Source organism: Okeania hirsuta, assembly GCF_003838195.1.
GTDB lineage: Bacteria > Cyanobacteriota > Cyanobacteriia > Cyanobacteriales > Microcoleaceae > Okeania > Okeania hirsuta.
The window spans coordinates 1-19,729 of the sequence record NZ_RCBY01000056.1; the positions used below are offsets into that span (position 1 = coordinate 1).

Genomic DNA, 19,729 nt, shown 5'->3' on the forward strand with positions numbered 1-19,729 from the left:
CATTTGTTTACCATTCACCCAAGCAACCCTGCGTTCAATAAACTCAAAAAATACAGTTGGTTGAGGAAAAATGGGTTTGGTGAAAATTTGCAGTAACATTGCTTCCGGTCTCATTTCCTGCCAGTCTAGCAAAATTTGATATTCTTGAACTTTTTGCCAGTCAACTTCCGGTAAATAACTTAATGCTTTTGCTTGCAGTTGAGAGTAATATGTTGCCGGAACCCGCAAAAAACCCAAACCACGCGATCGCAAATCTCCTATCACCTCCAAAATATTCTCTGTCCGTAAAGCAATATGTTGTATCCCCGCACCATGATTAGCATCCAAAAATTCTTGAACTTGAGAATTAGCAGATGCAGGTTCATTAATGGGAAATTTCACTCCACCATCTGGGTCAACCATCACTTGACTGCGTAAAGCAGATTTATCTGTTTGAATTTCAAAGCTTTGCTGGGGTTGAAATTCTAGAATTTGATGATACCAGTCGAGAGCAGATTGTAAATTATCCTCAGCTACATTCAAAACTACATGATCGATAGCTACAATATTTGTAGAGAGTTGAGAAGTAGGATGTAAAATTTGTGCATCATCAATTTTTTCAACTAGAGTATGACTTATATCTCCCCATCCGGAAATTTTTGCCCATCTCAAACCCTGTAAGTCTTGCTGAATAGGTTGCAAAACTTCTGCTCCATTCGCCGCAGCTTTGGCCACAACTGAGTTAAGGTCTCGAACCCTAAAAGCGACATCACCTACTCCGGGAGGATGTATCCTGAGAAAATCAGCAACAAAATTTTCTGATGTGATGGGAGAGGATAGGGCAAAATATACTCGACCTCTGTTGATAATTTCCTTATGAGTATGTTGAGTGGTTTGAGAGGCGATCGCTTTAAAGCCTAATTTTTCAATAAACCAATCTCGTGACTCCATTGCATTTTCAACGTAGAAGTGAATGTGATCGAATTCCATAACCAACCTTTATTACTGATGAGCTTAAATTCTTTTCTTTACCGAATAATTAAGGTAAAAATCCTCTCCTTTAAAGGAGAAACAATGAATTATAGCAATGTGCGCTGGCATCTTTACAAATTGTACGAATTGTCCAATAGCTAAAAGTCTTATATTATCAGATTTTTATTCCCCCTATTGCCTTCCGGAGCTGTGGCCTGTTGCCTGCGCGCAGCGCTATAATTTTCCTTTGAGTCTTACCTCTTCCTTTCCAAGAGAGGTAATTATTAATTGTTGAAAGGACTTACGCAAAGACACTACATATAGTAGATAAAAACTATAGCACTATGATATATATAGTGTTTTTCTTGGAAGAATGTGTAACTTCTGCTTTAAAAAAATAAATGACTGTCTGGCTGAATATTAATTTCCATTGGTACAGCTTGGGGTTCTGCATTGAGGGCAAACATTATTGCATCGGCAGCAGTTTCAGAACTTAGCATTTTTGAGCGATCGACCTTTAGGCTAACATTATCCCAGAAAGGTGTATTCACTCCTCCGAAATAGAAAAGAGTCACCTTAATACCATAGCGTCGTAACTCATCCGCCATACATTTACTCAAACCCACCAAACCAAACTTAGAAGCACAATATACAGTCCCCATGGCCATTGAATGTTTGCCGAGAATACCAATAACATTGCAAATATGGCCTGATTTTTGTCCTTTCATGACATTGGCAGCGGCTTGACAGGTATAGAAACTGCCTTTCAAATTGAGGTCAAGCATAATATCTAGGTCAGCAGGTTCAATTTTGTTCCATTGTTTGAGAATACCTGCTCCTGCTGCATTGATTAACACATCAATTTGGCCAAAATGACTGGAAGTTTTTTCCATTAGAGTTTCTACTTCCTCTGGGTTGGTAATATTTGTTGGTACAGTAATAACTTGGGTAGTAGATAGTTGAGTGGCTAAATTGTCCAATCTACTGCTATCTCTGGCCGCTAATACTAAGCTCGCACCAGAATTTGCCAGTTTTTCTGCCACTACTGAACCTATACCACCAGTAGCACCCACAACTACAACAACTTTGTCCTGCATTAACTTTCTCTTTACATTTCTTTACATATATTTTTATAATATAGTACTATGAAAATAGGACTCGGAGATTCCTCTATTTCCTTGCTCCGGTTTTCCCTACTCCCTACTCCCTTTCCACTCAAATTTATTCAGGACTTAGGCAAATTGACCTTTAAAGCACCATCTTTAGGGGCGAATGGCATTTGCTAAGGTAGAGCTGCCGATAACGCACTAGCTATATGTAGAGTCCCTATGTGGGATGTATTCAAAGTCCCTACCTATTCCCTATTCCCTATCCCCTATTCCCTAAGCACAAAAATCATAGCTAAATTCACCAATGCCGACTTTATCTCAAGCTTACGAACCAACGACCTTCTTCAGATTGATGCAACTTCAGCGAACTACACAACTCCAAATATTTGGGAAATTTTTTACTAGGTTGAAACCGCTTAATAGTTTTAGTAATTGGTCTACCATATAGTCGGTGAAACTCACTGCCGAGATTAGAAATAGGAACATAATTATTTGGAGATCCATCAATTAATTTACTCACAATTTTTACTAATACTTTTTCCATGATTTCCTGAGAAGTAATTTCAGAAATATCCGTAATATTGGTAGGTACTTCGCCATTATCTGTAGGAGGAGTTAAACTTTTTTGTTCCGGTTTAAACAAATTAAAAATGCTGACATAAGTTTGGGATTTTTCCGACGGTTGATGAATTGCAAAATAAGCTGGAAAATTGACAAATATTTGTCTAGACTTTTGGTCAGGAAAGTGATTTAAAACTACATCTTTAAGATTCACTTTATAGGTTTCTTTATACAACGCAGAAATTCTCGAAAATTTAATCCATTGTAGTCCTATTTTTTCTGATTCAGACCTGATTAACTCCTGTAATTGAATAATAAATGTGTCAATAGTAGGTATGTCTGGGACAGAAATCGCATATACTTGTGACTCCCCAGTTTGACTATTTAAAACAGTAATTTGGTTTTTATATTTCCGTACTTGATACACAGTTAATCCATGAGATTGAAGAGTAGTACCCAGATGAGTTAATCCTCGATCTGAAGAACAAACTAAAACTTCTTTAGCTGTGGGATAATTGACAAAAATAGAAGCACCTACAGTTGCCATTTTCAAATCAGCACTATCCTTGCCAGGAGGAACATGAATTAATTGATAACCACGTTGATGAAATTCTTCATCTTTTTTTCCCATACTGCGCCAATTAGCAAAAGCAACCTTAATTTGAATCGGATAATTGCAGATATCTACAAGGATTTTTTCTGTTTCAATATCAAGGTGTAAATTTTCTACATCTAACAATAAAATCGCCATACCAGACTCAACCAATTTAGTTCCATTTGTAGAGAAATCAGGAATCTGAGAATTAGTAATTTTGTCTGATGAAATGATATTTATTTCTGGATAAATGAATCTATCTATCTGAGAAATTAAAGCATTATATCGATCGGAATTAATAAACTCGGGAGTCAGAAGAATATGAAGATAATTTATGACTTTAAGCTGTAAATCCTCCTTGGTTGCAGCACAAGAAAGCCCTTTTGTCAACTTATTAGTCAAAGTAGATTGATTCTTGGCATTATTCCAAGGAATGCTCTTGTACTTTGGATTTATCCATTCTGGATGTTGTTGTTGAATAGAAACGATCGTTTGGTAAATATAATTGCTAATGGCCTTAATAGCAGTAGCATTATTAGTCATCAGCAAACCAGAATTATCTGACATAGTCCATAAGCAATTAATGGTCACTCAATTTTGGATGATTCACAATTAGCTTGGATCTACCATTTTGAGACCTATAGCAAAGAACGAGTTGGTTAAAACATAGACTGACAATCGACCTTAGATAGGGAAATGTTTTTCCCACTGTTGCCTCTGTTGCTATGCGTGCCGTCTCTTGGTCGGCATTATCATGGCGTTCCCTTCGGGAATGGAGGGACAGGAAATCCGAAAAGTGCAGAGGTCATCCGCTTTTAATATCGGCGTTTCGGCTATCGGCGACATGAAAAGCTTTAGCTCCTCTGTAAGAGGCTAGCCGTTAACGTACTTGTGCCCTAGCTTTTAGCGGAGCTTTACCCTAGCAAAACGCCTGTTTCCCACAGCTTTCGTCTGCCACCGATGCGGGGTTGCATCACTGTTCCTTATTGCCTGTTGCCTGTTCCCTGCTATACACATATCAATCATTTGACATACTCCCGACGTTGCGCTTGAGCTACAACGTGGAATTCGCTAACATAGCTTGTAGGAGCTTTTTGCTTCCTCTTGACAGAGGAGCTACCCTAACATAGCACCTTCCTCCAAGGACGAACCTTTTCTGGTCTCAAGGCGCGCTCCACAGTATGTCGCCAATCTGACGGCTTTCCTATAAACTGCTAGCCTAGCATCCTGATTAATTCTAACATACTATTAGGAAAACCGCAGCATTGATTAGTTTTCTCATCCCTCTGCTCCCACCCTCAGGAGAGTGCGGGTCTTCAAACAAAGTTTAGATCGGAGATCCCTAATAGTTTGACAATCCATTTTAATATGGCCACAGTCAATTTATGTTATAAAGTAAATAATATTTTTCTCCTCATACCAAATTCATTTCTAACTTGCATAGAATAATATCTCGATCGGGGTTGACTGTAGATCGAGATAGACAAGTTAATAAATTTCATAATTCTGTGCCACCTCACATAAAATTGGTATCACACCTAAAAGCTAACACCTAACACCTAATACCTAATACCTAATAACTAATTTTGTGCAGCCTCACATAAAATTGGTATCACTACAAACTTGAGTAGTAGAAAACTGGGGGGTGGTATCTGCAAAGAGATACTGCGAACTAATTAGTTTGTCAGGCTACCTGAAGACCCATCCCGTATTGAAAAAATCACTATGAATTCAAACATGAAGCCTACAGAATAACTCAACGGTAGCGAAAGGGGCGTTGCTGAAGTGTCATTTCAGTTATTAGTTAGCCTCCTGCCGGAGGAACTGCGTTAACAGTATCTATGCAATAAGGAGGCTTGAAAGATAGAATATTCTCTTTGTCTTGGTCCATTGGATATGACGAGGAAACCCGCTCTTGACAGAGCCGCTTCGCTGTTAGCGTTTGCGGTAGCATTCCGGAACGGAAAGCTTTGCGGTAGCAAACTCCATCCCAACCTACGGGAAGCTACGCTAACGAAAGCTTTTTATCCCCTTAATTAAAAGGGGAGGCACATACCCACAATTTCTTGGTAAAATTGAAAAATTTATGTTTTGCGTTGATACTTAATCTAAAAATCGTTACCATTCAGCAACGTCGTGAAAAGAACTGAAAAACATGGCAAGCACAACTATTATAGAAATATTTGCCCAAAACTATTCAGACAGGAGTATTAAGAATTAAAATTAATTTCAATTAAACAAGAGTTAAGAAAAACCTTCCTCTCAAAAGTGAGAATATCCTGAAAATACATATCAAAAATTAACCGTGAATATCTCCATTAGGCATTACAGCACCTTGCATTTGAGCACCACTTAAATTAGCTGTACTTAATTCAACCCTGGTTAAGATTGAGTCATTCAAACTGGAATTACGGAAATTTGCTTTTGCGAGATAAGCGTCAGTTAGGTCTGCTTTAGTGAGATTGGCCTGACTTAAATTGGCTCTGCTAAGATCGGCCCTCACCAAATTTACTTGAGTTAGATTTGCTTTGATTAACTGAGCTTTACCCAATTTTACATCTGCCATGACCGCGCCAGTTAAATTCGCTTCATTCAGCCGTGTATCCATTAATCCTGCTCTTTGAATTTTGGCATTAATTAAACTTGCCCCAGATAAGTTAACTCCTGCCAAATTAGATTCTGTTAAAAATGCCCCATCCAAAATTGTTTGAGCTAAGTTTGCTTTTGTTAATTTAGCACCTCTAAGTAAAACTTCACTTAAGTTTGCTCCTCTTAAATCAGCTTTTGTTAAATCTGCCCCAGTCAAATCAACACCACGCAAATCAGCTCCACGCAAGTTTACTCCTCTAAGATTAGCTATTTTATAAGCTCGCTTTTCATGGCGGAGATTTGCTCCACGCATATAAGCACCACGCAAGTCAGCACCCTGTAGATTAACTCCTCGCATATCTGCCCCACTCAGATTAGCATCAATTAAACTTGCTAATTCTAGATTGGCCTGCCGAAAGTCTGCATTCTGTAAGTTTGCGCCATGAAGATCGACATCAGCCATTTTAACAGATTGCAAATTTGCTTGAGTTAGATATGCACCACTGAGTCTGGCAGTAATTAGGTTAGCACGTTGTAGATTAACTCGGTTAAGGAAGGCTAATACAAAGTCTGCTCCTTGAAGATCTGCTCCAGAGAAATTTGCACCAATTAAATCTGCTCCATTTAACTGTACACCTTTAAGATTGATGCCATGAAAATCAGTATCTCCTGCTGCATATCTTCTCAGAATTTCACCACCACTCATTATAATTTTCCTTTCCTTACTTAAAAAATTAACTCGAAGTAAGAAGGAAGAGGTAATCAGGAAGAAGGTTAGTTAATTGTTTTGACTAAAATCAATTCTTACGTCTTACTTCCTTCAGGTTTTACTTCTTCTTTCTTACTTGTTTTCATCAAAATATTTTAGCATTCAATTGTTTGCGTCCAAGCAATTGATTTTTCTCCTAGTTTTCTACCATGAATTTTGACATTTTTCAGAGATTCTGATTTCAAACTAGCAATTTTTTGTTGCACTAATGAAGTTACCATTTCTTGATTTGGGATTTGCTCAGATTCTAGGATAAGATGTAGCCAACCATTTCTTCTACCAGCTATTATTTTAATTTCTTGTTGCTGAAGTAATTGATGAATTATTAAGGCAACTGCTTTTGGATTACCTTGGGTTGCTAATTCTAGAATTTTTTGTTGATTCTCATCAACACTTTCTTTTTTTTGTTCTAATTCTGTAGAGTTGGTATTGCTAGAATTACTGAAGTTAAGTTTTTTTCTTTCTTCTATTTCTAATTGTTTCAGAATTTCTTTGAATTTTGTGGACTGGTCTTGTATATTACTAATTAAATTTTCTAACGCTGTATATTTTAATAATAAACGTTGTTCTTCTAGCTCAGATTGTAAAAGGTGGTTTAAAGTTTCCTCTAAGGAAATAAATTGTGTTTCTACAGTATCCATTACAGTATCTACACTCTGATTTACCAATGTAGAAATTTCATGCTCTATTTCTAATTTTTGTTTGATTGAATCTAGGATATTTTTTCTTTCTATAGAATCTGTTTGCTCTTGGCCTTGACTATCTATTTTTGGTTGAATAGTAACAGAAGGGATTATTTGTTGTGGCTCAATTGAATCGGTAACATTTTTGGCTTTTTGTTGATTATTTTTTTGGTGAATTCTTTTTGTTTGGGAATTTTCAAATGAACTTATAGACGATGATTCTTGAGTAAAAAAATTACCTTTCTGAAAAGCACTGTTATTTTCTGGATTGCTGATTTTTTGCTCTGAATCTTCAACTTGTACTTGACTATTTGTAGGTAGGATAATTTCTGATGAATAGCAAGTACTTAAAGCATTGATAATTACATTTGCTACTTGAACATATTCATCTGGAGATTCAAAATTATTAGCCATACTATATAAAGAAGATTCTAAATCTGTAATAGATAGGCATAAATTAAATATTTGCCTGATTAGACTATCTAAGTTTTTTGTTTTCAGCAATAACCAATCTCTTTCCCCAAAATTAAATTGATGTTCTACGATTGAAAAAATCAGAATTTTTGTCTTTAATGGATTAGTTCCTTCCATGATTTTTTGCCGGACATCAAACAATTTTCCAGGGTCTCTTTCATAAGATTCTTCTACTACTAATCTATCTTTAAGAGTTATTTGTTCACCTGAATCTCCCTGAAGACCCCAAATGGGACTAGATTCCATAATTGTCATGTCTTCTTCTTCTTCAGGATATAGTTTACCTACACTCTCAATAATTTTCTGTGCTAATAAACCATATTCTGTTTTTTTGTTAACTTTAGAAACTATTCTAGATAAGCGATGATCTAAGGTTTCTATATTTCCGGTTTTTTGATATAATTCTTCTATTAATTCCTTGAGATTAATTTCTTCTAATTTAGTTTCATCATTTTCCCACCTGCCTTCGCAAGCACAATAGATTACTTTCTTAATTCTGATTAAATCTCCATCTTGTTTGAGTTCATTAACTACTGTATCTATGATTGAAAATGATTCCATACTTTTTATCCCTGAATAATTTGTAATTTTTTTTCTAAGTTATTGAAACTTTAAAATGATTTACTGATAATAGTCACATCTTAAACATCAGTTTGGGCAAAAAATAATACTCAAATTGCTGTTCATCAAAAATAGGATTTTATTGGATAATTCAAGATGCTGTGTTTGATTTAGCTATAGTCATGGATAATAATCAGCCCATTATAAATTATATAGTAGTCCTATTTGAGTTGTGCAGAAAATATCTCGGAATTAGGCAACAGGAGTAAGGCTTTTCACTTTTTGATCTACTATTCGATTGTTTACAAATTATTTAAGCTACTATATTACTGTGGTTATAGAATTATTTGAAATACAAAAGTAATATAGTCATCAACTCTACTAGAATATCAAGTCAATTTGTAATTAATTCAGTCACTTTGCTACAGTAGAAAATTATTAAGCTGTTTAAATATTGAACAGCTTATATCAATTTTGGGAAAGGGAACCAGATGGGGAGATTGGGAAATAGTCCGATTTAATATTGAAGTGTGGATAGAATTATAAACATATACTGTATAACCGGATTTTATATTAAACAGAACTTACGCAAAGATACTATATATAGTAGATAAAAACTATAGCACTATGGTATATATAGCGTTTTTCTCGGAAAAATGCGTAAGTCCTGTTCAACCCAAAAGAAAAAGATAATTATCTTTTCTGTGGCGGGTTTAATACCCCACCATCAACGGGGGTGCTTAAAATTGTGTGGGGTTTGAATCCATAAGCAATTTTCCCTTCTGTCTTTCCTAGGTCATGCTACGCAAACAGTTCCCACTGCCTTCTGCCTTCTTCAAAAAGAGGTCTTAGATTAATAACTGTTAAAGCTATTGTCAAAAAAAAATTAATATGATATGGAAAACTTTAATGTAATAGTCATTGGTAGTGGTATTGGAGGATTAGTTGCAGGAGCAATGCTAGCCTACTATGGCAAAAAAGTATTAGTTTGTGAAAGCCATGCTATCCCTGGGGGTGCTGCTCACTCTTTCTCCCGCCAAGGTTTCCACTTTGACTCTGGCCCTTCGTTTTATTGTGGATTAGCTGACCCCAATAGTCTCAATCCTTTACAAAAAGTCCTAGAAATTTTGGGAGAATCTATTGAGACAGTTGTCTATGACCCTCTGGGACACTATCATTTTCCTGAAGGTAGTTTACCTATCTATTCTGATGCGTCGTCCTACATAGAAGCTGTTGCTAAGTTCACAACTCAAGGTGCTGAAGAATTAGAACAATTTCAAGAGCATCTCTTGCAAATATATAACGGCCTGAAAGAAATTCCCACTACAATTTTAAGAGCTGATTTTTGGTTAATTCCTATTTTATTGGGAAAATATGGATTATCTTTGCTGAAGTTACTGCCTTCTCTCAGAGATATTGGGGGTTCTGTTGGGCAAATAATGGACAAATGGGTGCAAGACCCATGGGTACGTCGTTTAATAGACTTGGAATGTTTTCTCCTCTCTGGTTTAAAAGCTGATGGTACTGTTGCTCCAGAAGTGGCCTTTATGTTGGGAGAACGTTCTAACTCAGTTGTGGAATATCCTATGGGTGGTAGTGGTGCTATAGTTGATGCTCTGGTTAGAGGTCTAGAACGTTGGGGTGGTGAGTTACGCTTGAATACTCATGTGGAACAAATATTGATAGAGTCTGGCAAGGTAATAGGGGTGCGGTTGCGTGGGGATGAAGTTGTTAGAGCGAATATTGTGATTTCCAATGCTACGATTTGGGATACCTATACTAAGTTATTGCAATTAGAAGATTTACCTTTTTCTTACCGCGAAGTTGCTTTGGCGACTCCTGCTGTAGAAAGTTTTATGCACTTACATTTGGGTATTCGTGCTGATGGTTTGGAGGATTTGACGGGACATCATGTGGTTGTGCTTGATGGGGATGTTGATATTAGCACTCCTGGCAATACTTGTATGATTTCTATTCCTTCGGTTTGGGATTCTCATCTTGCTCCCCCCGGTCATCATGTGGTTCATGCTTATACTCTGGAATCTTTTTCTGGTTGGCAAAAGGATGACTCTTATCAACAACGCAAACGTGAAAAGGCTGAGTCTTTATTTTTGGCTTTGGAAAGGGTTATTCCTGATGTCCGACAACGTATAAGTCTGGAGTTAATTGGTTCCCCTCTTACTCATGCTCGTTTTTTACGACGTTATCAAGGTTCTTATGGGCCAGCTATTGTCGCTGGTGATGGTAGTTTCCCTGGGCCTCATACTCCTATTCCTGGTTTGTATCGAGTGGGTGATAGTACGCTGCCTGGTATTGGTGTTCCGGCAGTGGCTGCTTCTGGGGTGATTTGTGCTAATACTTTGGTTTCTGTTTATAAGTCTTTGTCTTTGATTTAGCTGTTTATTTTTTAAGTTATGGGGAGAGAGGCGATCGCTTACTTAATTGATTGAATAAAAAATCAAGAGTACGGGCGAGTTGCAACCCATAATACAATACTACTTGGAAAAAAATCCCCTGTCAACTCTCTTTACCCTTCCATGGCGCGGATTTTTTTGGGAATGGTTTGGCTCATATTTTTTGAGTTGGTGGTTCTGTGGATGATGGGGGGATGGGGACCCACCCTTAACCCCTCCCAGGAGGGTATGACAAATTCTCATCTTTATCCTCTTGTAGTTCTAGTCCTACAGGTTTTAACCATTCTTGGATTGCTTTCTTGCATTGTAGAATGACCTCTAATTCTCTATGAATTACTACGAAATCATCAGATACGCTGATGATTTTGGGTTTGTACCCTTGGATATAATTCTTCTGGTTAGGAAAAATTTCTTGGGTGTCCCTAATCATTCCATCCAATGCGATGTTAGCCAGCAGAGGTGATATGACACCACCCTGAGGTGTGCCAGACTCTGTTTCTTTGACATACTCCCGGCATCAAATCAGAGATTATGATGCGGGATTCTCATCATTGATGATTCTACGCTCACAGAGATGACTTAGATGGACAATATCACTATTACCAAACCAGAGGTCGGACTCTCCCGTAGCTTTTGGGTCTCCCCCAGATTCCGAGTGCCCCTCGGTACTGTTGACTATTGCTCCTAGCATTTCTAAACCTTTAGCTAAAATGTTCCTTGCTGCATTGTGGTCTCTATCAGCAATATAACTACAATGCGGACATTTGTGAGTCCTAACAGACAAAGATTTTTTAACAGTCTGACCACAATTGGAACAATTTTGAGATGTGAAATGTGGAGGTACTGCTATGCAAGCAATTCCATGCAACTTAGCATAATATTCCAGCCATTCGGTGAACTGATACCAGCTTGCATCAGATATAGATTTAGCTAAGTGATGATTTTTAGCTAGGTTAGCAATGTTCAAATCCTCGTATACTACCAAATCGTGACATTGGATTAACGCCCGTGCAGTCTTTACTGCATGGTCTTTACGCTGTCTACTGATTTTGAGATGCTGCCTGGCTAATTTCTTTCTGGCTTTGTGGTAGTTATTTGATTGTGCCTTTTTTCCTTTCTCGTGGCGGCGCGATACTTTCCGTTGTAGCTTTTTTAGTCGTTTTTCCGACTTCCTTAAATACTTAGGATTATCTACAACATTACCATTACTATCAGTATAAAAAGTATTTAAACCTAAATCTATTCCTACGACATTGCCTTGAAAATTATGAGTTTCTTTTCTCTCTACATTTACTAGAAATTGACAATAATAACCATCAGCTCGTCTCACAACTCTTACACGACTTATTTGTTGCTCTGAATACCAGACTAAATCGCGACTTGTCCACAATTCAAATACACCAGCTTGAAAACCATCTTTAAATTCAATTTTCTTTCTGTCTGGAGATAGCTTATAACCTGTTGATTTGTACTCTATTGAACGAGTGAATTTATTGAATTTTGGATCGCCCTTTTTACCTGGTAATTTCAGTCTACAATTTTTGTAGAATCGTTGTATTGATTGCCATGTTCTATGGGCTGATGCTTGTCTTGCTTGAGAGTTTAACTTTTTCACCCAAGGAAAATTACTATCCTTTGCTAGTACAGAACAAAGCTTTTGTAAGTCATTGCGTTTAACATCTTTATTATCCATCCAGTAGCGCAAACAACTGTTTCTGATGAATTGACCTGTGAGAATCATTTCATCTAAAACTTTGTACTGATTTTGACTGCCTTTTAATTTGGCCTCAATTACTAGCAAAGTTATTGTTAATTCCTTGACTACATTGACTATTATAACTAAATTTACCTAAAATTTATACTGGATAAACTATTAATATTTGTGTCTAATTATGACATCGAATCATAATTATACACGCATCATTCATCCAGACACGCTCATCATAGATTATAGTGCTGGCCTTCTGATGCGTTTAGGTAAATACGCCGTTGTCTAATTGGTCAGTGGAGACAGTGGCGATCGCTTTTTTAGGTAACAAAGAACAATAAGAGTTTATGCTTAGTTACTTTTATTGCGTATGTCGCAATAGGAGTTTTTACTTATAGTTGAACACTATGTAGAAAAGGAATTTTCTACATAATACTACTGACCACTAAAGCTTGGCATTTGACAAAAAGATGATCGACAATTGATTTTTTAGTCCATTTGACAGGGATGAAATGAAAAAGTTACTATATTTTTAGTTGAGAACCTCGATAAATAAATAGTAATACATTTTTAGTCATTTATTAGTAGTTAATAGTGGCTAAGAGATAGTTTTTCATCTTTGCATAGACCCCCATCGACGCGGGTCGGAGAATCGCTGAAACCCTAATCCCTTAAAATCTTACCTTTGACTTTTGACTTCTTCCTGATACTTGTGCGCTGTCCCTTTGTTCAGATATATTGAAATAGTTCTGCGACCAAAATAATAAAGGAGACTCAATGAGATTAATCATCGCATTCCTATTATCTTTTCTACTGTTGGGACAAAGTCCAGCTTTTGCCTTCTATCAAATTGATGGGGATTTCACAATAAACAATAATTGTGAAGCCTACACAAGCTTCAGAAAGAAAACTGGACCTGTCACTCTTGAAACTGGAAAGGTTTACCCAGTCTTAGGGCGAAACAAAGAAACTGGAGACTACTTTAATATCAAAGTGGATGGACAAACTAAATGGGTCAACAAGAGCTGTGGTGAATTTAATCCCGACGGACAAAGTATCAGTGAAGCAGAAGGAGACGACACAGAAATACTCACTGGTCAAAGCTGCCCTATAGAACGTTGTATAGATAAATATGTTCTTGCCATTAGTTGGCAACCTAGTTTCTGTCAAACAAAGCAAAGTAAACCAGAGTGTATTTCCCAAACAGCAGAACGCTACGATGCCACTAACTTTACTTTACATGGCTTATGGCCCGATAGAGCATCCTATTGTGGTGTGTCTTATGAAGATAAAAGTAATGATAAGCAGGGAGAATGGGATGATTTACCCCCATTGGATCTGGATGAACAAACAACTTCTGAGTTGGCAGTATTAATGCCAGGAGTAAAGTCTTATCTGCATCGTCATGAGTGGGTCAAACATGGAACTTGCGATGGACGAGATGAGGATACTTATTATGATATTTCCCTAGACTTACTTCGAGAAGTGAATGATTCTGAGGTACAGGAGTTGTTTGCGGAAAATATTGGTAAAATTATTACTCGGTCTCAGATAGACACAGCTTTTGAAAATTCTTTTGGAGAAGGAGCTGCTAAAAGTGTCAAAGTAAGATGTAGGGACGGCTTGTTTTCTGAGTTTCAAATTAAAATGCGTAGACCTCTAGTGGGAGACAAGTTAGCAGATATTTTGCTGCCGACAAAGACAGGGTTCTGCGATGATTTGCTGGTTGATGCTGCTGGGTTTTAGAAGTTGAAAGCTTTTGTTACTGGTGGCAGTGGTTTTATTGGGGCAAACTTGGTCCGGTTGTTGTTGCAGCAGGGTTATACTGTTCGATCGCTTGTTCGCCCCACAAGTTGTCTAGATAATCTCCATGGTTTGGATGTGGAGGTTGTGCTGGGTGACTTAAATGACTCCCACTTATGGGAGTTGATGGTGGGGTGTGAGGTTTTGTTTCATGTTGCTGCTCATTATTCTTTGTGGCAAAGGGATAGAGAGTTGCTTTACAGAAATAATGTGTTTGGTACGCGCAATGTTTTGGAGGCGGCACGACGAGCGAAAATTGAACGGACGGTTTATACGAGTTCTGTTGCTGCTATTGGGGTGGGGGTTTCTGGTGCGGTGGTTGATGAGGGTTATCAGTCTCCACTGGAGAAGTTGATTGGTGATTATAAAAGGTCTAAGTTTTTGGCGGAGCAGGAAGCGGTGAAGGCGGTTAATTTGGGACAAGATGTGGTAATTGTTAATCCTACTACTCCTGTTGGTGCTTGGGATATTAAACCTACTCCTACTGGTGATATTATTGTGCGATTTTTGCGTAGGCAAATGCCTGCTTATGTAAATACTGGTTTGAATATTATTGATGTTCAGGATGTAGCTTGGGGACATTTGTTAGCTTTGGAAAGGGGGAAATGTGGCGATCGCTATATTTTGGGAAATGAAAATCTGACACTTAAGGCGTTACTAGATTTATTGGAGGAAATTACGGGTTTAGCTGCTCCTAGACAAACTGTTCCTGTTTGGTTGCCTTTAACTGTGGCATGGGTTGATGAAATAATTCTGGGAAGTTTGGGGAAACTACCTTCTATTCCTGTGGATGGGGTACGAATGTCTCAACAACGAATGTATTATGATACTTCTAAAGCGGTGAATGAGTTGGGTTTACCTCAGTCTTCGATTAGAGTTGCTCTTCAGGATGCTGTTGATTGGTTTCGGGTTTATGGTTTGAAGGAGTGGGGGAGTGGGGGAGTGGGGGAGTGAGGGAGTGGGGGAGTGATATCAAATCCGGTAGCATTGGTCTTATTCAGCATTATTAAGATTGTAGGGGCGAATGGCCATTTGCCTCTACTGACGTGCTAATTATCAAAAATGTCATTGCCCCTGTGTTAATTACTTACAGCAGTTTTCTAGTTGATGAGGTACAAAGTTTTATTGCTCTAGGGAACAGGGAATAGGAAATATAAGAATAGTCCTACAAGTGTACCTTACTATCCTCAAAAGTGCTGTAATAATTGAAGTTTCACCTCACAAAAGCATTCTTTTTTCACTCAAATTCTCTAATTTTCATAACTACTAAATCTTTGTGATTTTCTCTCCTCCTGACTCCTGACTCCTGACTCCTGACTCCAAGAGACTTAACCAATCTATAACTGTTTAACAGGATTTGATATTACAACAAAATAAATAATAGTAGTAAAAATTTACCAGCAAATAATAAAGGTGTTGGTAATGGTAATTTTTTATCGCTTATATCAGGAGCGATATTATCGTTATTGGGAATAGTATCTACAATGAGAGTGATACCATGGTTACCTAAAACATATACAACTTCTCCTGTATTAACTGTAAGTTCTTGGATACATTTAGCATTCCATAAACTACCCCGATAACGAACTCTACCAAGTTGATTTGGTCGAATTATTTCATCAACTACTGCCTCTTTAGTCATGGATAACAAATATCGGTTATTTGTACTAGAAGTTTTGACAGCACAATTAAAATTATTTAACATCGATAGCTCTTCTCCTATATATAAAATTAATTGTAAGGATTACCTGTAGAAAAAATGGTAATTATTAGTTTCTCTATGACTTTTGGTTGAAAGTTTTTAGTATAATATTCTTCTGTAGTCTGTAGTCTGAGTCCGCTAAAAATTTATTTTTTACTTTTGACTTATTCAATATAGATAGTCTTCACCAAATGAAACCTCTAATTGCCAACTACTATATAATAATTGGTGTTAATTTTTTCTACATTTGAAGCTTCAGTCATCTAGGTAGTAAATCTGGAACTTTTAGTCAAAATTAGAAATTTTATAAATTCCTTGCAGAAGGAAGAAGGAAGAAGGAATAAATTTTAAGTTTTTGATATGTCGCGCCCTTTTCTTCGACTGCTATACTAGGCAATCAGAATTGATAAATTTCCAGAATGAAGAAAAAATAAATATTTTGCAGGTTAATCCTGAAAAATATAAACTTAATAGATATTATTTGTATTTTTCCGAAATATGGAGATAGTGAGCTGATATACTAGGTATTATTTTTTATATTATGTTTGGTTAAATATTTATACTTTGGTAGAAGAAAAGGAGCAAGTTTTTAACGGAGTCAGAAGTCAAAATTTAGATAGGAGAGCCTTTTTTTACCTACCACCTTCTTCAATGATATATATTAAGGAGAGAAATTAGAATATGGGAGGAAATCAATTTCGATTTAAACAGTTTACTATTCTACAAGACCAATGTGCAATGAAAGTCGGTACTGATGGTACTTTATTAGGAGCATGGGTAGATATTTCTGGAGCAGAAAAAATTTTGGATATTGGTGCTGGTACGGGCTTAATTTCTTTAATGCTGGCACAGCGTTCACGTCAGCGGTGTGGAACACTATCCCTTGCTCAAATTGATGCTGTAGAAATTGATGTTAACTCATCTATTCAAGCTAGAAAAAATGTGGAGCGATCGCCATGGTCAGATAGGATTAAAATTCATAATTATTCTATTCAGGAATATGCAGAATCTTGTCAAAAACAGTACAATTTAATAGTATCAAATCCACCTTTCTTTGAAAATGCTTCTAAGGCTGCAAAAAAAGCCAGGACAATTGCCAGACATACAGACTTTCTTTCGCAAACTGATTTATTACAAACAGCAGTTCAACTTTTGTCTGACACAGGTAAATTAGCTGTAATTTATCCGGTAGAGCAAGCTAAAAAATTTCAGATAAAAGCACGATATTTTGGATTATTTTGTCACAAAAAACTATATGTAAAATCCATGGCAGAAATTCCAACGAAGCGAATCTTGATGGAACTAAGTAAAAATCAATTACCCCCTCAAGAAAATACTCTTATTATTGAAGCTAAACAATATTTATACACCCCTGAATTTATCGCATTAATCAAAGACTTTTACCTAAAATATTAATCTCCTTCCTTCTTCCTGATTTAATATGACTGAATCACTAGAGACAGAACTATATTTAAGTTCAGAAAAAGACGAATTATTTGAAAAAAGCCCCTGGCCGAAACCTTTTACTTTTAATGCCGAAGTAGTCAAAGTTTTTGATAATATGGTATCTCGTTCGGTGCCTCTATATAGAGAAGTTGTAGCAGGTGCAGTGCATTGGACGCGGGCATATTACCAACCAAAAACACGCATTATTGATGTGGGGTGCTCCACAGGTACTTTCCTAGAATTATTGGGGCGATTTTTGAAACAGCCAGCAATTTTAGTAGGAATTGATAATTCTCAAGATATGCTGGATAAAGCTAAAGAAAAATTAGCTCAAATTCAAGATCTTCATCAGATAGAGTTAATTTGTGAAAATGCAGAAAATTACTCTTTTGAAAATAGTAGTGTGGTAGTGATGAACTACACCTTACAATTTTTATCTCTCCCTCAACGACAAAAATTATTGCAGGCAATTTATCAAGGTTTAGTTCCTGGTGGTTTGTTATTTATAAGTGAAAAAATTAGGTCTAGTTGTCCTCAGTTCCAAGAACAAATTGCCCGCCACTATGAAGCTTTTAAAGCTAAAAATGGTTATGCTCAGAATGAAATTGAACGAAAAAAAGAAGCTCTGGAAAATGTATTAGTTCCTTTGACAGAAATTCAACAATTACAAATGTTAAACGACAGTGGTTTTCAACAAGTAGAATCGCTGATTAAATTTCATAATTTCATCTCGTTTGTGGCATTAAAATAGTTGGATTAAATTAAAAAAGGGAGTAGGGGAGTGGGGGAGTAGGGGAGTGGGGGAGTAGTAAACATAAGAGTAATTAATACTAAATGGCTAATAATTATCAAAAATGCTATTCCACCTGTGTTATATCATGTCCGGTTGAATACTTATAAATAAATGACGAAGGAGTCAGGAGTCAGGAGGACCGAGTCAGGAGGGAAGAAAGAAGCAAGAAGAAAGAGGAGGAAAAGGAAAAAGAGGAGAAAGTTTTTTGATCGCTAATTATCCGGACATGATATTAATTACTTAATAATTGAAGTTCCACCTAAGAAAAGCATTCTTTTTTCACCCTTAGTAATCTATATAGATGTTGCATCCAACGTCCCTACTATTCTCTGTTCCCTGTTCCCTGTTCCCTGTTCCCTAAGCAGGAAAATCATAGCTAAATTCACCAACGCCAATTTTTCCTACTTATTTAGGCTGACTATTAAATATACAATTAAATATACAATTAATTTTATACCAATTTCATCAACTTAGGCTACACTACTTATCTTATTCTTTGTGTGAAATAATTCCCTGAAATTACTGTAGCGTCAAAGTTTTAAGCTGATAAAATCTTACTTTTAACTTTTGACTTTTGACTTTTGACTTCCGTGAAACGGTATTACTTGACTACTTACAGCGTATTTCAGGTTTATGAGGTACACTCGCAACAATTTTACAGCACTTTTTAAGATGGTGAGGTACAGTTCAATATTAATCTATATCCCCTCTTCCCTACTCCCTACTCCCTACTCCCTACTCCCTACTCCCTACTTCCAAAATGTTAATATTAGCAGAACATATCCTATTCATCAAACTGTGAGGTTTTCTGATGTTGACTCTTTATCACACCCCAATATCTCCTAATTCCCGTCGCGTCTGGGTGACATTGCTAGAAAAAGGACTTGAGTTTGAGCTGGTAGAACTTAAACTGAGTGATGGAGAACAATTTCAACCGGATTATTTGGCCATTAACCCTTTCCACCACATTCCTGCTTTGGTAGATGATGGCTTTAATGTAGTGGAATCTTTGGCAATTTTGGACTATTTAGAAGCCAAGTACCCTACTCCTAATATGTTGCCTCAAGATGTCAAAGACCTAACAATTGTGCGAATGGTACAAATGGTTAGTGTTAATGAATTATTGCCTTCCATTGATGCATTAGTACCAAGAATATTTGATTTACCAGGAGAGGATTTAGAAAAAGTTGAGAAAGCGCAACAGAAAATTGCTACAGCACTAACATTTTTTGAGAAATTATTGGGCGATCGCTCTTATTTTGGTAGTGACAATTTAACTTTAGCTGATGTTGTTGCTGGAACAATTGTTCCCTTATTCTTAGTAAGAGGTGGTATTTCCTTGGTTGAATATCCTAAAGTAAGTGCTTGGTGCGATCGCTTAATGGCACGTCCAACATGGCAAGCTTCTGAGGCCACACCAGAAGCATTTGAAAACTTCAGGTCTATTCTGGTAGCTCGAATGCAACAAAATTGAAGAAGATGTTCAACAATTAATAATTAATAATTAATAATTAATAATTACCTCTCCTTGAAAAGAAGAAGATTGACGGGGAGCGTGAAATTTTTTTCTT

The 19,729-nt window shown here is 36.8% G+C and carries 13 protein-coding genes and 1 pseudogene; 6 read left to right on the forward strand and 8 right to left on the reverse strand.

The window, feature by feature from the left end:
- From hppD to D5R40_RS11865, 5 genes are all read right to left on the reverse strand, one after another.
- A partial coding sequence (gene hppD, locus D5R40_RS11845) for a 4-hydroxyphenylpyruvate dioxygenase (protein WP_124154691.1) occupies positions 1–969 on the reverse strand: 969 nt, incomplete at its 3' end.
- Positions 970–1,340: 371 nt separating this feature from the next.
- Entirely contained in the window at positions 1,341–2,048 is a 708-nt protein-coding gene (locus D5R40_RS11850) for an SDR family oxidoreductase (RefSeq protein WP_124145113.1), read from the reverse strand.
- Between the two features lie 325 nt (positions 2,049–2,373).
- Positions 2,374–3,783, reverse strand: coding sequence for a PIN domain-containing protein (locus D5R40_RS11855; RefSeq protein ID WP_124145112.1), 1,410 nt, complete (start codon positions 3,781–3,783; stop codon positions 2,374–2,376).
- A gap of 1,732 nt (positions 3,784–5,515) precedes the next feature.
- Entirely contained in the window at positions 5,516–6,511 is a 996-nt protein-coding gene (locus tag D5R40_RS11860) for a pentapeptide repeat-containing protein (protein WP_124145111.1), read from the reverse strand.
- A gap of 158 nt (positions 6,512–6,669) precedes the next feature.
- The gene (locus tag D5R40_RS11865; protein WP_124154692.1) at positions 6,670–8,292 is read right to left on the reverse strand and encodes a hypothetical protein; all 1,623 of its coding nucleotides are present in this window, start codon (positions 8,290–8,292) and stop codon (positions 6,670–6,672) included.
- A gap of 896 nt (positions 8,293–9,188) precedes the next feature.
- On the opposite strand from D5R40_RS11865, the gene D5R40_RS11870 reads away from it, so the two are divergent.
- On the forward strand, positions 9,189–10,688 hold the full coding sequence (locus tag D5R40_RS11870; protein ID WP_124145109.1) for a phytoene desaturase family protein: 1,500 nt from the start codon (positions 9,189–9,191) through the stop codon (positions 10,686–10,688).
- A gap of 240 nt (positions 10,689–10,928) precedes the next feature.
- Here the strand turns inward: D5R40_RS11870 and D5R40_RS39480 are convergent.
- Both D5R40_RS39480 and D5R40_RS11880 read right to left on the reverse strand, forming a co-directional pair.
- Positions 10,929–11,208: pseudogene (locus D5R40_RS39480) on the reverse strand (reverse transcriptase domain-containing protein); the annotation flags it as partial.
- A 27-nt stretch (positions 11,209–11,235) separates the two neighbouring features.
- Positions 11,236–12,507: an RNA-guided endonuclease InsQ/TnpB family protein gene (locus tag D5R40_RS11880; protein ID WP_124154369.1), complete on the reverse strand. Its 1,272-nt coding sequence runs from the start codon at positions 12,505–12,507 to the stop codon at positions 11,236–11,238.
- 684 nt (positions 12,508–13,191) lie between these two features.
- Between D5R40_RS11880 and D5R40_RS11885 the strand changes: the two genes are divergently transcribed.
- Both D5R40_RS11885 and hpnA read left to right on the forward strand, forming a co-directional pair.
- Positions 13,192–14,160, forward strand: coding sequence for a ribonuclease T2 (locus D5R40_RS11885; protein WP_124145163.1), 969 nt, complete (start codon positions 13,192–13,194; stop codon positions 14,158–14,160).
- 3 nt (positions 14,161–14,163) lie between these two features.
- Entirely contained in the window at positions 14,164–15,171 is a 1,008-nt protein-coding gene (gene hpnA, locus D5R40_RS11890) for a hopanoid-associated sugar epimerase (RefSeq protein WP_124145164.1), read from the forward strand.
- Positions 15,172–15,580: 409 nt separating this feature from the next.
- On the opposite strand, the gene D5R40_RS11895 is transcribed toward hpnA, so the two are convergent.
- Positions 15,581–15,922: an NfeD family protein gene (locus D5R40_RS11895; RefSeq protein WP_161564539.1), complete on the reverse strand. Its 342-nt coding sequence runs from the start codon at positions 15,920–15,922 to the stop codon at positions 15,581–15,583.
- Positions 15,923–16,600: 678 nt separating this feature from the next.
- On the opposite strand from D5R40_RS11895, the gene D5R40_RS11900 reads away from it, so the two are divergent.
- The 3 genes from D5R40_RS11900 (at position 16,601) to D5R40_RS11910 (ending at position 19,632) form a co-directional block, all read left to right on the forward strand.
- A complete protein-coding gene (locus D5R40_RS11900) occupies positions 16,601–17,335 on the forward strand; it encodes a tRNA1(Val) (adenine(37)-N6)-methyltransferase (RefSeq protein WP_124145165.1) in 735 nt (244 codons plus the stop codon).
- 25 nt (positions 17,336–17,360) lie between these two features.
- Positions 17,361–18,116 carry a carboxy-S-adenosyl-L-methionine synthase CmoA gene (gene cmoA, locus D5R40_RS11905; RefSeq protein ID WP_124145166.1) on the forward strand — a complete coding sequence of 252 codons (756 nt, stop codon included), beginning with the start codon at positions 17,361–17,363 and terminating at the stop codon, positions 18,114–18,116.
- Positions 18,117–18,969: 853 nt separating this feature from the next.
- Positions 18,970–19,632, forward strand: coding sequence for a glutathione S-transferase family protein (locus tag D5R40_RS11910; protein WP_124145167.1), 663 nt, complete (start codon positions 18,970–18,972; stop codon positions 19,630–19,632).
- Positions 19,633–19,729 lie beyond the last annotated feature (97 nt).

Bases quoted from the DNA above. Each gene is read 5' to 3' on its own strand.
- D5R40_RS11850 (WP_124145113.1), bottom strand. From the start codon at position 2,048: ATGCAGGACAAAGTTGTTGTAGTTGTGGGTGCTACTGGTGGTATAGGT.
- D5R40_RS11855 (WP_124145112.1), bottom strand. From the start codon at position 3,783: ATGTCAGATAATTCTGGTTTGCTGATGACTAATAATGCTACTGCTATT.
- D5R40_RS11860 (WP_124145111.1), bottom strand. From the start codon at position 6,511: ATGAGTGGTGGTGAAATTCTGAGAAGATATGCAGCAGGAGATACTGAT.
- D5R40_RS11865 (WP_124154692.1), bottom strand. From the start codon at position 8,292: ATGGAATCATTTTCAATCATAGATACAGTAGTTAATGAACTCAAACAA.
- D5R40_RS11870 (WP_124145109.1), top strand. From the start codon at position 9,189: ATGGAAAACTTTAATGTAATAGTCATTGGTAGTGGTATTGGAGGATTA.
- D5R40_RS11885 (WP_124145163.1), top strand. From the start codon at position 13,192: ATGAGATTAATCATCGCATTCCTATTATCTTTTCTACTGTTGGGACAA.
- D5R40_RS11895 (WP_161564539.1), bottom strand. From the start codon at position 15,922: ATGTTAAATAATTTTAATTGTGCTGTCAAAACTTCTAGTACAAATAAC.
- D5R40_RS11900 (WP_124145165.1), top strand. From the start codon at position 16,601: ATGGGAGGAAATCAATTTCGATTTAAACAGTTTACTATTCTACAAGAC.
- cmoA (WP_124145166.1), top strand. From the start codon at position 17,361: ATGACTGAATCACTAGAGACAGAACTATATTTAAGTTCAGAAAAAGAC.
- D5R40_RS11910 (WP_124145167.1), top strand. From the start codon at position 18,970: ATGTTGACTCTTTATCACACCCCAATATCTCCTAATTCCCGTCGCGTC.